Annotated in this window: 10 protein-coding genes; 6 read left to right on the top strand and 4 right to left on the bottom strand. The window is 69.9% G+C overall.

The genetic code is table 11. The features are described from left to right. Positions 1-137 precede the first annotated feature (137 nt). Positions 138-761: an FMN-dependent NADH-azoreductase gene (locus AC6LJ9_RS05140; protein WP_498146686.1), complete on the top strand. Its 624-nt coding sequence runs from the start codon at positions 138-140 to the stop codon at positions 759-761. A gap of 31 nt (positions 762-792) precedes the next feature. On the opposite strand, the gene AC6LJ9_RS05135 is transcribed toward AC6LJ9_RS05140, so the two are convergent. After that, positions 793-1,446: a response regulator transcription factor gene (locus AC6LJ9_RS05135; RefSeq protein WP_212317231.1), complete on the bottom strand. Its 654-nt coding sequence runs from the start codon at positions 1,444-1,446 to the stop codon at positions 793-795. Beyond that, positions 1,443-3,272 (bottom strand): ATP-binding response regulator, encoded by a 1,830-nt coding sequence (locus AC6LJ9_RS05130; protein WP_498146685.1) that lies wholly within the window; start codon positions 3,270-3,272, stop codon positions 1,443-1,445. The genes AC6LJ9_RS05135 and AC6LJ9_RS05130 overlap by 4 nt, the downstream gene beginning before the upstream one ends. A 392-nt stretch (positions 3,273-3,664) precedes the next feature. Here AC6LJ9_RS05130 and AC6LJ9_RS05125 point away from each other — a divergent pair, with 392 nt between their 5' ends. Beyond that, positions 3,665-4,879 carry an MFS transporter gene (locus tag AC6LJ9_RS05125; protein WP_498146684.1) on the top strand — a complete coding sequence of 405 codons (1,215 nt, stop codon included), beginning with the start codon at positions 3,665-3,667 and terminating at the stop codon, positions 4,877-4,879. 4 nt (positions 4,880-4,883) lie between these two features. Further along, positions 4,884-5,987, top strand: a complete 1,104-nt coding sequence (locus tag AC6LJ9_RS05120; protein ID WP_498146683.1) for a hypothetical protein — start codon at positions 4,884-4,886, stop codon at positions 5,985-5,987. A gap of 28 nt (positions 5,988-6,015) precedes the next feature. On the opposite strand, the gene AC6LJ9_RS05115 is transcribed toward AC6LJ9_RS05120, so the two are convergent. Next, on the bottom strand, positions 6,016-6,789 hold the full coding sequence (locus AC6LJ9_RS05115) for a Crp/Fnr family transcriptional regulator (RefSeq protein WP_498146682.1): 774 nt from the start codon (positions 6,787-6,789) through the stop codon (positions 6,016-6,018). Between the two features lie 147 nt (positions 6,790-6,936). Between AC6LJ9_RS05115 and AC6LJ9_RS05110 the strand changes: the two genes are divergently transcribed. The 3 genes from AC6LJ9_RS05110 to AC6LJ9_RS05100 are packed head-to-tail and all read left to right on the top strand — an operon-like array spanning position 6,937 to position 9,895. After that, positions 6,937-8,142, top strand: coding sequence for an ABC transporter substrate-binding protein (locus tag AC6LJ9_RS05110; protein WP_249205132.1), 1,206 nt, complete (start codon positions 6,937-6,939; stop codon positions 8,140-8,142). A 28-nt stretch (positions 8,143-8,170) separates the two neighbouring features. Next, complete coding sequence (locus AC6LJ9_RS05105; RefSeq protein ID WP_212317241.1) at positions 8,171-9,085, top strand: beta-keto acid cleavage family enzyme; 915 nt, start codon at positions 8,171-8,173, stop codon at positions 9,083-9,085. A 33-nt stretch (positions 9,086-9,118) separates the two neighbouring features. Further along, positions 9,119-9,895: an SDR family oxidoreductase gene (locus AC6LJ9_RS05100; RefSeq protein ID WP_212317243.1), complete on the top strand. Its 777-nt coding sequence runs from the start codon at positions 9,119-9,121 to the stop codon at positions 9,893-9,895. A gap of 96 nt (positions 9,896-9,991) precedes the next feature. On the opposite strand, the gene AC6LJ9_RS05095 is transcribed toward AC6LJ9_RS05100, so the two are convergent. Further along, positions 9,992-15,877 (bottom strand): autotransporter domain-containing protein, encoded by a 5,886-nt coding sequence (locus tag AC6LJ9_RS05095; protein ID WP_498146752.1) that lies wholly within the window; start codon positions 15,875-15,877, stop codon positions 9,992-9,994. Positions 15,878-15,883: the final 6 nt, after the last annotated feature.

Raw genomic sequence — 15,883 nt, 5'->3', positions numbered from 1 at the left:
GCCGATCCGATCTGTTGCCATGCAACGTGGCAGCGGGATACACTGCGCCAAATGATTGCAATTGCAATCGATAAACATCCCGTCGAAGCGCACGTCCAGCGTTCCAACGGCACACCGTCCGATCCAGACCCAACGCCATGCGTCTATTGCATATCGTCTCTTCCCCCCGCGGCCCGCAGTCCGCCTCCATCGCGATCGCCCATGCATTCCTGGAAGCCTGCGCCCAGACGCACGCTACGCTCGATATCGATACGCTCAACGTCTGGGAAGAGGACCTGCCCGAATTCGACAGCCGTACCATCGGCGCGAAGTACAAGCGCGTGTCCGGAACGCCGCTGGATGCGGTCGAGGCGTCGGCCTGGACGCGGATCGAGTCGCTGGCGCGGCGTTTCCAGCAGGCTGACCGGATCGTGCTGGGCGTGCCGATGTGGAACTTCGGCTTTCCGTACAAGCTCAAGCAGCTGATCGACCTGGCGAGCCAGCGCAACATGCTGTTCACGTTCGACGGCCAGTCCTATGGACCCCTGCTGAGCATTCCGCGGGCCTTGCTCATCTGCGCGCGCGGCCAAAGCCATGATCCCGGCGCGGGCGCCGGCAGCCCCGGCTTCGAGCACCAGGCCGCCTATCTGGAGTTCTGGCTGAAGTTCATCGGCGTGGGCGAGGTCCGGCGCGTCATGGCCGAACACACCTGGGACGCCGGCGCGCCGCAAGCCATCGAGCGGGCCAAGGCGCAGGCGGTCGAAATGGCCCGGGATTTCTAGTTTCGCCGACGCATCCGCCCGGCCCCGGGGCTCACCTGGGCTTGCCCAACAATCCGCCACGCCGCGCGACCAGCGTAGCCTGGGTTCGGTTGACCACGCCCAGCGTCGCCAGGATGGCGGTGACGTGGGTCTTCACGGTCTTCTCGGTCATGCTGAGGCGTTCGGAGATCTCGCGATTGCGCAGGCCATCGCACATCAGCCGCAGCACCTCGCCCTGGCGCGGCGTCAAGGCGCTGAGCAAGGCCATGTCGTCCACCGGCGCCGGCATCGGCGCGGGCGGCTTGCGCGGCGGCGCCGCCGGGGCCAGGTCGGCGCGTGGCGGCTGGCCGATCTGCTCCAGCGCATCCAGCAGCGCGCGGCAGTCGGCCGACTTGTGCAGGAAGCCCTGCGCCCCCGCCGCCATGACCCTCTCGCGGTCGTCGGGATCCTCGGACGCGCTCAGCACCAGGACACGGATGCCCGGACGCAACTGCTTCAGGCGCTTGAGCAGCGCGCTGCCGCCCAGGTCGGGCAGGTAGTAGTCCATGATCACGCTGCCGATCTGCGGCTGCGCCCGCAAGACCGCGAGCGCCTCCGCGCCGTTGGAAGCCGGATGGACCGTGATGCCGGGCAGCGCCTGCGTGAGGCTCAGCAGCAGGGCTTCGCGGAACATGGCGTGGTCGTCGATCAGGAGTACTGCGGTCATGGAGAGGAATCCTCGGAATCTGTCAAGCTCGGCCGATGCAGCAGCGCGGTCACATGCGCGCGCAAGGCCTCGACCTCCACCGGCTTGTGCAGCAGGGGGATGTTTCTGTCGGCCGCCTCGATCAGGCGGCCCGGATCGGTGTCGCCGCTGACCAGCAGCGCGGGAATCGGAGGATCGCTGTATTCCTCGCGCAGCCGCTCGATCACGTGTATGCCGGTCTCGTGCTCGCGCAGGCGGTAATCGCTGATGATCAGGGCAGGCCGCTCGGGCTCGTGCACCACCTTGGAAAACAGGGCGTCGCCGCTGGCGGCGCCGACGACGCGGTAGCCCCAGCTTTCCAGCAGCAAGGTCAGGCCGGCCAGGTTCTGCGCATCGTCGTCGACCACCAGCACCATCCGTCCGCGCCCGTGGTCCGGGATCGCGTCGCCGGCGGCGGGCGCCGGCGGCGCGGGCTCGGGCGTCGGCGGCGTCGCGGCCAGCGCCTCCTCGGCGGAGCGCGTCTCCAGGCCCAGCGAGAACAGGGTGCCGCGCCCTTCCTGCGATACCAGGACCAGCGGATGGTCCAGCAGCGCGGCGGTGCGCCGCACGATGGCCAGTCCCAGTCCCAGTCCCTTGCTGCGATCGCGCTCCGGGTTGTTCAGCTGATGGAACTCCCAGAATACGCGTTCCTGTTCGGACGGCGGTATCCCGGGCCCTGTGTCACAGACATTGATGCGCACGCCGCCCCGGCAGCGCCTGCAACCGACCAGCACGCCGCCGCGCCGGGTATGCGCGATGGCATTGCTGATGAGATTGCGCAGGATGCGCTCCAGCAGCACCGGATCCGAATTCACCACCGCCTGGCTGGGCCTGACCCGCAGCGACAGCCCTTTCTGCACCGCCTGCGGCGCATACTCGGCCCGCAACTGCTCCAGCAGCGGATTGAGCGGGAACCACTTGCGCCGGGGCTCGATCACGCCGGCGTCCAGCCTGGAGATATTGAGCAAGGCATCGAACAGATGCCCCATCGCCGCCGTCGCGCTGGCGATGTTGTCCACCAGGTAGCGGCCGTGCGCGGTGAGTTTCTCGTTGGTCAGCAGGCCCAGGAACAGGCTGACCGCGTGCACGGGCTGGCGCAGGTCATGGCTGGCGGCGGCCAGGAAGCGCGATTTTTCCAGGTTGCTGCGCTCGGCCGCCTCCTTCTCGCGCCGCACCTGCTCCAGCAGCGCCAGGTTCTCGTAGCCCAGCCGCAGCGCGTCCAGGTGGGTGCGGTGCATGCGGTGCGTGAACGCCAGCGTGGAGGCCACATAGGCGACTCCGCTCGCCACCATCGCGATGTGCAGCGGCGAAGGCTGCGCCGCCAGCGCGATGAAGGGCGGCGCGAGCGCCGGGATCTCGAAGGCGTAGACGACCGGCAGGACGATGTAGTTCGAATAGATCGCCCCCGTGCCCAGCCCGATCAGGATCACGATGCTGAACAGCTGGTACTCGACCGGCAGGAAGAAGCTCCAGTAGGCGACCGGCAGCCCCCACAGCATGCCCGAGGCGAGATTGCCCAGGAACATCCGGCGCAGCCAGCGTTCGGCCGCGTCCGGCCGCGCCTGACTGCGGTCGTAGGCCAGCATGGCCGCCCAGCGCAGGGCGGCGACCAGCAGCATGGCCCCGATCCACGGCGCCAGCTCGCGGTCGGGCACGACGCCGTACAGGGCATAGGCGCTGAAACAGGCGGCGATGACCGAGCCCGACAGGGCGAAGGGGAAGCTGCGGCGCAGCACGGCTACCTGCACCGCCCGGACGCGCGAGCCGTCGGGGAACGCTGCTGCCAGGGTTTCGGAAGTTGGATCCATGAACGAGGGCGGCGCGAGCCTGTGAGGATCCCGGACGCGACCCCGTTCGGGAAAATAAGGGAAAGGCAACGGCGATGGCCACGGCGGCTGCCGGGCTGGGGATGCGCGGAAAAATTTAGCAATTGCCAACCAGCGGGTCAATAATCCGGACACGGCGCCAGCCTCCCGTCGTACACGCGTGCAACCCCTCCGCGCCCGCGACGGGAGGGCAAATCCGCATGCCATACAGGTAACAGGCGGCGGCGGGCCGCGCATCGGACTTTGGTCTTAGGCCGCCGCGGGCGGCCGGGCGCAAACAGGCTACATTCCCAGGACAAGCGCGGCGCCCGAGGGCAGCCCGCGATCCTCCGACGCGCCGCCCGGCGCGCCGGACCGACTCAACGAGGGGCATCTTGTCTATCAGTGCAACCACGGCGCCCGCCGCCGAGCTTTCCCCGCGCGAGCAGCGCGGCAATATCGCCCGCCTGACCATCGCCCAGGCGCTGGCCGGCGCCAATGCCGTCGTGGTCTACGCCACCGGCTCCATCGTGGGCAACATGCTGGCGCCGGACAAGGCACTGGCCACCCTGCCCCTGTCCATCTTCGTGGTCGGCATGGCCGCCTGCATCCTGCCGGCGGGCGCCATCGCCCGGCGCCACGGCCGCCGCGCCGCCTTCCTGGCCGGCACCGGCTGCGGCGTGCTGGTCGGCCTGCTGGCCGCCCTCGCCGTGGTCCTGGGATCGTTCTGGCTGTTCTGCCTGGGAACCTTCTTCGGCGGCGCCTACGCGGCCGTGGTGCTGTCGTTCCGCTTCGCCGCCGCCGACGGCGTGTCGCCCGCGCGGCGCGCCCGCGCCCTGTCCTTCGTCATGGGCGGCGGCGTGCTGGCCGGCGTGGTCGGGCCGCAGCTGGTCACGCACACCATGTACCTGTGGCCCGCCCACATGTTCGCCGCCACCTTCATCGTGCAGGCGGCAGTCGCGGCGGCGTCGGCGCTGGTGCTGCTGGGCGTGCGCCTGCCCATGCCCGGCCCGGCCGAGGCGGCCGGCGGCCGGCCGCTGGCGGTCATCGCGCGCCAGCCACGCTTCGTCACCGCGGTGGTCTGCGGCGCCGTCTCCTACCTGCTGATGAACTTCCTGATGACGGCCGCCCCGCTGGCGATGCATCTTTGCGGCCACTCCCAGGAAGACGCGAACCTGGGCCTGCAATGGCACGTGATCGCCATGTACGCCCCGAGCTTCTTCACGGGCCGGCTGATCATGCGCTTCGGCGCCGGCCGCATGGTCAGCGTCGGCCTGGCGCTGACCGGGATCTCGGCGGCGATCGGCCTGATGGGCCTGGACGTGGCGCATTTCTGGATCACCCTGGTGCTGCTGGGCGTGGGCTGGAACTTCGGCTTCGTGGGCGCCTCGGCCCTGGTGCTGGAATGCCACCGTCCCGAGGAAAGGACCAAGGTGCAGTCTCTGAACGACTTCATCATCTTCGGCATCATGGCGGTCGGCTCGTTCGCGTCGGGCGGCCTGCTGGCCGCCTACGACTGGACCACCGTGCTGTGGGTCTCGTTCATTCCGCTGGCGCTGGCGATCGTCGCGCTGGGCAGGAGCGCCGCGAACGCGCGGCGCGCGGCCTGACGCCATGGCGCGCTTCCTCCTGCCCCGTGGCTTGCCGTCCGGCCTGGGCGCGCGGCTGCTGTGCCTGATGGCGGCGGCGCCGTGGACCGTCCCGGTCGTGGCGTCCGAGCGCGTCGCCATACCCGGCTACGACGTCCAGGCCGGCGCGCAATACCGCTACCGCGTCCAGAAGACAACCGAGACGGACATGTCGTCCTGGCCGGGCGCGCCGGCCACCGCGCCGGTGCTCATGCGCGGGGACTTCCTGCTGTCGGCGGCCGTGCTGACGCGCGATGAGGCCGGGCTGCGGATGCGCTGGGACCTGTCCGCCGACCTGCCCGCCGCGGCCTCGGGCGGCGCCGGCGCCTATCCGCTCAATGCCCTGTACGGCGACACGCTGGCCGCCTATGGCCTGCGCCAGCTGGAGATCGACACCGATCCGACCGGCACGCCCACGGCCGTGCCCGGCGCGGACGCGATCATCGCCACGCTGGAACGGGCCCTGGCCGCGACCGGACCGGGCGGAGCCGTCGCGCCGCCGGACAGCGCCGCCCGGCGCGCCCTGGCAACGATCAAGGCCAACCCGCTGGCCATCGTCGGCGTGCTGGTACCCGAAAGCGCGACGCTCGCGCTGGCGCAGTCCTCGCAGGCCTCGGCCTTCGCCGTCGGCGAGGAATGGACCGTGCCGGGCAGCGAGGACATCCGCGGCTTTCGCATCGCCACCGCCACGACATGGCGGCTGGACGCCTACGATCCGGCCAGCCGGCGCGCCACCTTCAGCGCGCGCCTGGCCTATGACCAGGACGCCTTCCGCCAATCGCAGCGCGCCACGATCGACGCCATGGTCGCGACCCTGGGCGAACGGGCGAAATCGCTGACGGACGCGCAATGGGCCCGCATCCGCGACGCGGAAAAGCAGCGCGCCATGCGCTTCGTGATCTCGACCCGCGATGGCGCGACCGTCGAGGCCCTGGAAAGCATGACGATCAGCGTGGGCGGCATGACGATGACGTCGGCCTGGCACATCTGGCGCGATGACCAGCCGCCACTGCTGCCCGCGCCGCCCGCCTGGAACGCCGCCGCGCCGGACGGCCAGGGGCGCGACGCGCAACCGGCGACAGACCGATAGGCCCGCCGCGAAGGCTGGAAGCGACCGCTCAGGCGTCGGCCTCGCGCTCGGGCGCGGCGTCGCTCTTGAGCTTGGCGTGCTCATGCAGGGCCTCGCTGTCCAGGATGGTCAGCCCGCCATAGCGCGTCTGCAACACGCCCTCGCGCGCCAGCCGCGTCAGCGCGGCGTTGCAGCGCTGACGCGAGACGCCGCACAGGCTGGCGATTTCCTCCTGCGATATCTTCAGGCGTCCGTTGGTGCCCGAATGCGATTCCGCCGCCAGCTGCGCGGCCACCGCGCGCGCCACCATGGTGTCCACGTCCAACAGCACATTGCCGCTGTAGCTGGCCATCAGCCAATCCACCCGCTGCGCCAGGTGCATCATGAGCGCCTGGGTGAAGGCAATGTTGTGGTTCCACAGCCGTTCGCAGATATCGCGCGGCAGGATCACCACGCGGCTCGGCCGCAAGGCGATCACTTCGTAGTCGAAAGGCGCGGCGCGCAGCATGGTGGCCTCGCCGAACCAGCTGCCGGTGCTGAAGCCCGCCAGCGACAGGGTCTTGCCGTCGATGCCCGGCGAGGACCATTTCACCAGCCCGTCGACCACGCCGTACCAGCCGGGCGAACGCGCGCCCATGCGGAACAGGTACTCGCCCTTGCGCAGCGACACCAGCCGCAGGCCGGCGCGGATCTCGGCGCGCTCCGGCGCCGGCAGGCCGTTGTACCAGGGCACCACGTCCAGCATCCGGTCCACCGCGCCCTGCGACTGCCGCCGGCGCGCGCTCGACGATTCTTCCCCAATACCCGCAGGCGCTGTGCGCATGGTTTCCTCATTGCCGACTGCGTGGCCGCGTCCAGGTAAACCCTAGGATTCTTTGTCACCATGGTGACTGTCCGCGCGACAGGCCCGGCCACAGAATAAGAGAGCCCATCGGGTCAAAAAACATAAGAGGAGACTGGAATGTTGTCAATGTCGCGCGCCCTGTCCGCCGCCCTGTGCGGCGCCGCCTTGTCCGTCGGCCCCGGCGCCGCCCAGGCGCAGTTCTCGGACGACGTCATCCGGATCGGCTTCATCACCGACCTGTCCGGCGTGTACTCGGGCCCCGACGGCCCCGGCGGCGTCGAGGCCATCCGCATGGCCATCGAGGAAATGGGCGGCGCGATCGACGGCAGGAAGATCGAGCTGATCACCGCCGACCACCAGAACAAGGCCGACATCGCCTCGGCCAAGGCGCGCGAGTGGTTCGACCAGAAGGGCCTGGACATGCTGATCGGCGGCACCAATTCCAGCGCCGCGCTGGCCATGTCGCGCGTGGCCGCCGACAAGAAAAAGCCCATCATCGTGGTCGGCGCCGGCGCGCCGGCGCTGACCAACGAGCAGTGCACGCCCTACACGCTGAACTACGCCTACGACACCGTGGCGCTGGCGCGCGGCACCGGCGACGCGGTGGTCAAGGCCGGCGGCAAGACCTGGTACTTCCTGACGGCCGACTACGCCTTCGGCGCGGCGCTGCAGGCCGACACCACCAGCGTGGTGCAGGCCGGCGGCGGCAAGGTGCTGGGCTCGGTCAAGCATCCGCTGTCGTCCAGCGACTTCTCGTCGTTCCTGCTGCAGGCGCAAAGCAGCAAGGCCGAGATCCTGGCCCTGGCCAACGCCGGCGCCGACGCCACCAACGCGATCAAGGCGGCCAATGAATTCGGCCTGACCAAGACCATGAAGCTGGCCGGCCTGATCATGTTCATCAACGACATCCACGCCATGGGCCTGCCGGCCACGCAGGGCATGTACCTGACCGACAGCTGGTACTGGAACAGCTCGGACGCCGCCCGCGCCTGGAGCCGCGAATTCTTCAAGCGCCACAAGAGCATGCCCTCGTCGCTGCAGGCCGCCGACTATTCCGCCGCGCTGCAATACCTGCGCGCCGTCAAGGCCACCGGCACCGACGACGCCGACAAGGTGCTGGCCTATCTGCGCGCCAACAAGCTCAACGACCTGTACCTGAAGGACGGCGTGGTGCGCCCGGACGGCCGCGTGGTCCACGACATGTACCTGCTGCAGGTCAAGACGCCGGAACAGTCCAAGGAACCCTGGGACTACTTCAACGTGGTGCAGACCATCGACGGCAACGAGGCCTTCACCAAGCAATCGGAAAGCCGCTGCGCGCTGTGGAAATAAGCCGCGCCCGACACTCAAGAGACCAGCCATGGCAAAACGCAAAGTGATCGTGACCATCGCCCCCACCGGGGGCATGGCCTTCAAGAGCCAGAACCCCCACCTGCCCACCCAGCCGGCCGAAATCGCCGAGGACGTCTACCGCTGCTACAACGCCGGCGCCAGCGTGGTCGCGCTGCACGCGCGCCGGCCCGACGACCAGGCCACCTGCGACGCGGCCATCTACCGCGACATGAACCAGCGCATCCGCGAGCGCTGCGACATCGTGCTGAACAACTCCACCGGCGGCGGCGTGCACGGCGACATGATCCGCGAGACCTCGCCCGGCAACTGGGAAATCGCCTGGGAGGAACGGCTCAAGGGCATGGACGCCGGCGCCGAGATGTGCACGCTGGACGCCACCACGCTGAACCTGGCCTTCGGCGACCGCGAATACCTGATGAACACGCCGTTGAGCAAGGCGCGCGAGCTGGCCGTCGGCATGAAGGCGCGCGGCATCAAGCCCGAGTGGGAGGTGTTCAGCCCCACCCACATCATCCAGGACGCCACCACGCTGATCGACGAAGGGCTGGACGATGGCCCGCCCTTCATCAACCTGGTCATGAACGTGCACCGCAACTTCCAGAACGCCATGCCCTTCTCGCCGCGCCACCTGCAGATGATGGTGGACCTGCTGCCCAAGAACAGCGTGTTCTGCGTCAGCGGCATCGGCCCGTCGCAGCTGGAGGCCAACATCAGCGCGCTGCTGCTGGGCGGCCACGCCCGCGTCGGCCTGGAAGACAACCTGTACTACCGCCACGGCGAACTGGCCACCAATGTGCAGCTGACCGAGCGCATCGTGCGCATCATCCGCGAACTGGACATGGAGCCGGCCACGCCGGCGGAAGCGCGCCAGATCATGGGCCTGCCGCGCACGGACGGCCCCAGGCCCGAGTTCGCCGTTTGAGCGCGCCCCCGCCACACGCAACCTGAGATTCCCATGAGCCTATCCCTGCAAGACAAGCACATCCTCGTCACCGCCGGCGCCAACGGCATCGGCCTGGCGATCGTGCGCAAGTTCCTGGCGTCCGGCGCCCGCGTGCATGCCTGCGACGTGGACGCCGACGCCTGCCGCGCCCTGGCCGGCAGCCATCCGAACCTGAGCGTGAGCGTGGCGGACGTGTCGTCCGAAGCGCAGGTGCTGGACCTGTACCGCGACCTGGCCGAAAGATGGGGCCGGCTCGACGCGCTGGTCAACAACGCCGGCGTGGCCGGCCCCACCAGCCGGCTGGAGGACACCACGCTGGACGCCTGGCGCCAGACGCTGGAAGTCAACCTGACCGGCACCTTCCTGTGCGCGCGCGGCGCGGTGCCGCTGCTGCGCGCGGCCGGCGGCGGCGCCATCATCAACATCTCGTCGGTGGCGGGCCGGCTCGGCTTCTCGCTGCGCACGCCGTACAGCGCCAGCAAGTTCGGGCTGGCCGGCCTGACGCAGACCTGGGCCATGGAGCTGGGCCCGTCCAATATCCGCGTCAATTCCGTGCTGCCGGGCGTGGTGGCCGGCGAACGGGTCGAGCGCGTCATCGCCGCGCGCGCCGCCGCCGGCGGCGTCAGCAACGACGCGATGCGGGCGCAGCTGGTCTCCAGCGTGTCGCTGCGCCGCATGACGCAGCCGGAGGACGTGGCCAACCAGGTCGCCTTCCTGTGCTCGGACGAAGGCGCGATGATCAGCGGCCAGAGCATCTCGGTCTGCGGCAACGTGGAGCACCTGGGCTAGCGGCGGTCCCGCAGATACGCCCGCAAGAAATCCCCCCTGGCCGCCCGGGACGACGCATCGAAGCCCTGCCCGGCGCCGGCAACGCGCCCCGGTGCGTCAGAACCGCCAGCGCAGGTCCAGCGAGCCCGTGTGCTGGCGGCTGCCGCCGCCGAACTCGCCGGCGTAGCTCAAGCCCGCCGTCAGATTACGGACCACCACCAGGTCCGCCCCCAGCTCCACCCGCGCCGCGTCGCGCGCGATCGGCGTGCCCGCCACGCTGAATGCCGGCCCCTGGTCGAAGGCCAGCGTGGCCGAGTGCTTCAGGCCGCCATAAGCGTGACGCCAGCCCAGCATGCCACGCAACGCGATGGCCGTGCCATCGGGCTGCCACTGGCCGCGCACGCCTGCCAGGCTGGTGGTCAGGCGCTGCTTCTGCGCCTGGCCCGACAGCGCCGCCGAGCCCCCCGATTCATTGAAGCCGCGCACGCGCAGATCGCTCCAGGCCAGGCCCGCGAAAGGCTCGACCACCACCGCATCGCCCAGCTTCATCGCATAGCCGGTCTCGGCGAAGAGCTGCGTGGTGCTGGCGTGATAGCCGGCGGTCAGCTTCTGGTCCAGGCTGCCGTAGCGCACTTGCCGGCGCGAATCGATGTCGTGCCAGCTGTAGGCGCCGCCGAACGTGACATTCAGCGTGCCCGCGCCCAGCGCGTAGCCCTTGCCGCCGTAAAGCGTGGCCGTGTAGCTGCCGATCTTGGCGCTGGCGGCGCGGTCCTGCGCGCTCAGGCGCGCATCGGTGTAGCCGAACGCGCCGCCCAGGCGCCAGCCGCCGCCCACGGCGGCGTCGCCGCCGATCGTCAGGCTGGTGCTGCTCTGACTCAACCTGGGCGCGTTGCCGTCGCTGGCCAGCCGCCGCCAGTCGCCGCTCAGCTGCGCCCACATGGGCGAAGTCGCGGCGCGCGGCAGCGCCGCCGAGGAGGCCGGCGCATCGCTCAGGCCCGCCGCCGCCGTGGGCGCGCCCGCGGCCAGCGGCGCGGACAGATTGCCGCGCAGCGCGGCCAGCCCGTTCCGCGACGCCGGCGCCAGGCTGGGCGCGGCCAGCGCCGAGGTCACGCCGGCATGCATATCGCCGGACAGCTGGGTCAGCGCCTGGCGGGCGCCGTCGGCGTCGGTGCTCAGCATGAACGCGCGCCAGACCTCGTGGGTTTGCGGCAAGGCGTCGATGCTCGCCGCCACGGCCGCCTGATTGCCGGTGCTGGCGGGACTGCCGGCTTGCTTGCTGTTGCGCGCCAGGTTGAGCGTGACGTCGTTGCCGTCGCCGCCCGCGCTGTTGACGCTGGCATCCAGGAACAGCAGCGGATTGCGCACGCTGGCGAAACTGCCCTCGACCGCGCCGGCGCCCTGCTTGGAGATCAGCACATAGGGCCCCGCCTGCGGCTGCCAGGCCGCCGCGTCGTCGGGCGACAGGCGCAGGTCCAGCGTCGCGCCGCCGATATCGACCCGGCCCGCCACGTCCAGGCGGCTCTGCGCCGCCGGCGTGGCGGTGACCAGCAAGGTGCCGCGATTCACGTAGTCGCCCGCGATCGCCTGCGCGCCGATCGGATTGCCGGGCGCGTGCGTGGCGCCGGCGTCGATGCTGGCCGAGCCCAGCTGGCCGGCGCCGCTCAGGGTCGTGCCGGCCTGCGCGCGCAGGCTGCCGCCCAGCTTCGCGCCGTCGGCCAGCCGCAGCCCGCCGCCGCTGATGACGGTGCTGCCCGTGTAGGCGCTGCTGTCGGCATTCAGCGTGAGCGTGCCGCCGCCGGTCTTGATCAGCGCGCCCGCGCCCGAATAGCGGCTGGCGTTGGCGGCGTCGCCGGCCTGGTCCAGGGTCAGCGAGGCGCCGCTGGCGATGGCCGCGTTGCCCGCCATCCGCTCGGCCGACATGACCAGGCCGCCGGCCTCGACGGACCAGTCCAGCGCGGACATGCCGCCCAGCGTGAGCGTGCCCGCGCCGCGCTTGACCATCAGGCCGCGCGCGCCGTCCAGCGCGCCGATGTCGCCGCCATAGCGCGCATCGGCGGCCTGTTCGAACACCACCGTACCCCCATTGCCGATGCCGCCCGAGATCGAAGCGGCATCGCCGATCAGCGTGCCGGCGCGCACCAGGGTGCCGCCATAGGCGTTGCCCGCGCCGGCCAGCCGCAACGTGCCGGCGCCGGTCTTGAGCAGGCTGCCCGGACCGGACAGCCGGCCGCTCATCGCCAGCGTCGTGCCGGCCGCGACGTCGATTCCGGCGGTCTGCGACAGCGTCGCCGACCGGCTGGTGGCGAAGTCCGCCGTCGTCGCCAGCGAGCCGCCATTGAAGAGCAATGCGCCTGATGCCGCGCCCAGATTTGCATCGCGCGACACCTGCAAGGCGCCGGCGCGCAGCTCGGTGCCGCCGCCATAGCTGTTGTCGCCCGCCAGCGTCACGGTGCCCGCGCTGATCTGCCGCAAGCCGCCGGCGCCGGAGATATTGCCCGCGAGCGTAAGCGCGCCGGCGCGGTTCAGGACCAGCGTGCCGTCGTTGACCACGTCGCCCAGGATCGAGCCAGTCAGGCCGCCGTCGCCGATCTGCAAGACGCCGGCCGTGTTGCGGGTGCCGCCGGTGTAGCGGTTGTCGCCGGTCAGCACCAGCGTGCCGGCGCCCGCCTTGGTCAGCGTCTTGCCGTTCCAGGCGCTGCCCGCCGTGACGCTCTGGTCGGTCAGCCCGACGCCGACGGTGAACAGGCCGTCCACGGTGAAGCTGCCATGCGCCAGGTTACTGGCCGCCGTCCAGCTCAGGTCGTAGGCGACCCGGTACGCCTTGCCGTCCGGTGATTTTCTGGTGTTGACGGTCAGATAGTCCGCGGGACCGGCGACGCCGCCCACCGAAATGGCGCCGAAGTCGCCGTCGATCCGGTCGCCCGAGGCGATCAGCGTCCGAGGCGAGCCATCCAGGCTGGCGATGCCGGAGAGGTTGAGCGCGACGTTGTTGCCGATCTTCAGCTCGCCGGCCCGCAAGGCCGGATCCTGCGCGTGGGCCGCGAGCGAGAGCCTGGCGCCGTCGGCCAGCGTCAGGCGCCCGTCGATCCTGAGCCGCGTGCCGTCATCCACCGCCAGTTCGCCCGCGTGGACCGTGGCGCTGCCCGGCAGCCAGGCGGAGCCGCTATTGCCGCCCTTGCCAAAGCGCAGGCTGCCGCCGTACACCTCGGTGTCGCCGAAATAGGAGGTCGTACCCGTCAGCGTCAGCGTCCCTGCGCCGCGCTTGATCAGGCCGCCCGAGCCGACAATCAAGCCGTTGAACGTCGTGTTCGCCGCCTGATCGACGGTGAGCGAGGCGCCGGTCAGCGAGACGAGGCCCGTGCTCCCGCCGAACTGGCCCATCGTCAGCGCCTTGCCGTTCAGGTCCAGCGCGCCGGCATTATTGATGAGATAGCTGCCGTTGGCGACGAAACTGCCGTTGGCGCCCGCCCGCAGCACGCCTTCTTCGACGATGGTCGGTCCTTGATAGCTGCTTGGCGCGTCCAGTATCAGCGTGCCCATGCCGGTCTTGGTAAGACCACCCGAACCCGACAGGCCGGCAACGGCGGTGGCGCTATAAGGCCGGTTGATGTCGATGGTCAGGCCGTTCGCCTCCAGCTGGATGTCGCCGGCCTTGAGACCGGCGAACAGGTTGGGTTGGTCGCCGGTCAGGCGCAGCAGGCCGCCATCGACGATGACGGAGCCGGCGCCCGTGGCAAGCTTGGCGACCTGTCCCGTCTCGATCACGGCGCCGGCGCCGATGCGCAACACACCCACGCCAACCGATCCTGGATAGGCGGGATTACCGCCGACCATGATCGCGCCAGCCTTGACCCGGCTCTGGCTCATGACTGCCAGTTCGCCGTTGCCGCCAGCGATGCCCAACACGATCGCGTTCGCGCCCGCGTCCCACTCCGAATCCGCCCCGCTCAGGCTCACGCGGCCGAACTCGCCCGACATGCTGACGCCGAACCCGACATTCGCCTCATTGGTCAGCAGCCGCGCGCCTTGCTCGACACGCAGCTCACCGCCCTGGAACGGGCCCACATCAAGGCGATTGCCGCCGGCCTGCGCGTCCCAGACAGTCAGGCGGCCACGCATGACGACCGTGGCGCTTCCCGCCGGGTGGTTCCCTTTGCCGATGAGGCCGCCGTTGCTGGTCAGCCGCCCGCCGTCATCGATGCTCAGCGAAGCGCCGGAGCCACCCATGCCCAAGGTCAGCTGCCCCGTTCCCGCATTCCATGCGGCATCCTGCCCGCTGATCGTCACCTCACCGGATGCGCCCGACGAGGCTGGCCCGATCGTCCCGCCCGTGCTCTTCACCTTGCCGCCATTCAGGACTTTCAGCGTCCCGCTGCCCTCGAAGCCCACGACTACCGAGGCCGATCCCGCATCCCATTCGGCGTCTTTTCCGCTGACCGTTACCAAACCTGTTGCGCCGGTCGCGCCGCCACCGATTGTCCCCAGATTGCTCATCACCTTGCCGCCATCTTTGATGATCAGCGTGCCTGGCCCTCCGTAGCCCACCATCAGGCTGCCGCTGCCCAGGCTCCATCTGGCGTTGCCTCCCGCCACGGTCACCGAGCCCGACGAACCGGCTACGGCGCCGAGCATGGCCATGCTGCTGGTCACGACGCCGCCCTGCTCGATGTTGAGCGCGCCAGCGCCAGATCTGCCCACGATCAACGTACCGCTCCCCATATCCCACGCCGCGTCCTGCACCGTCACCGTGCCGGACGAGGACGGGTCATGGCCGATCACCGCGCCAGTGCTGCGTACCTTGCCCCCCGCCTTGATGGTCAAGATCCCCGCCCCGTTTTGGCCTACCAACAGCATGCCGCCGTCCAGATCCCATTCGGACCTCTGGTCCGCCACGGTCGCCGTGCTGGGCATGCTCCCTTTCACCCCGATGTTGCCGCCCACGCTCTTGACGCTGCCGCCCTGCGTGATCGTCAACTCGCCCTTGCCGGCAAGGCCCACGTTGATGGGTTTGGCGCCCGTGTCCCACTTCGCGTCCGCCCCGGTGACGGTTACCGATGCCTGCGTGCCCGCGTCCCGCGCCAGATTGCCCTCGCCGCCCGCCAGCGTGACACCTGACCCGATGGCCAGCGTGCCCTCCAATACATCGGTGCTGCCGGCATAGCTGTTCACGCCGCCGAGCGTCAGCTTGCCCGAACCGGCCTTGGTCAGTCCGCCTCCTCCCTGCAAGCCGATGGCAAGGCCGACATCATGCGTTTGCGTGTCGATGGTCAAGCCGCCGGTATCGATCGAAACCGATCCTTGCTTGAACCCCATGAACAGGTTCGACTGATCGCCCGTCAAGCGCAGGATCGCATCATTGAAGGTGGCCGATGCGCGCGCGCCATCGCCGGCCTCGATCTGCCCCGTCTCGACGATGCTCCCGCCCGACGCCATCAGTCCCGCGGAAGGGTTGGTCTCGTTGGGCAATGGTGGCGCGAGCAGCTGGTCGGCCAGACGGATCGAACCCGCCGCCACCTTGCCCTTGCTGTCCATCAACAGATAGGCGCTGCCATATTCGCCCAGCAGGATCCGCCCGGCGCCCACGTTCCACTCCGACGCCTGGCCCACCACCACCGTGCCCGATGCCTTCGCCTGACGCCCCAGGTAGGCGGCTCCGCTCGTCAGTTTGGAGCCGTTGAGGAGTACCACCATGCCACTCCAGGCCTCTCCCACCACCAGGGGACCATTGCCCGCGCGCCACTCCGCCTTGTCGAGGTCCACCCTGCCCGAGGAGTCCTCCACCGTTCCAAGCCGCCCGCCATTGCTCTTGACCAGCGCGCCGTTCTTGATGTCCAGCGAGCCGGAGTCCCCCGCGACGCGGCCCACCTCCAACGCCGCGGATCCATAGTCCCAGGTCGCCACATCCTGGAATGCCGGCACGTTGACCTGGCCGATACCCCCTCCCGACTCGATCGACGGCGCCTGGGCCCGGCTCACGTTCAACAACGCGGAAACGGCCAGCAACGCAAC

The organism is Achromobacter sp. 1011811831, assembly GCF_059760905.1.
Note: the sequence above shows the minus strand (reverse complement) of the source record. Positions and strands in the feature narration are given on the sequence as shown.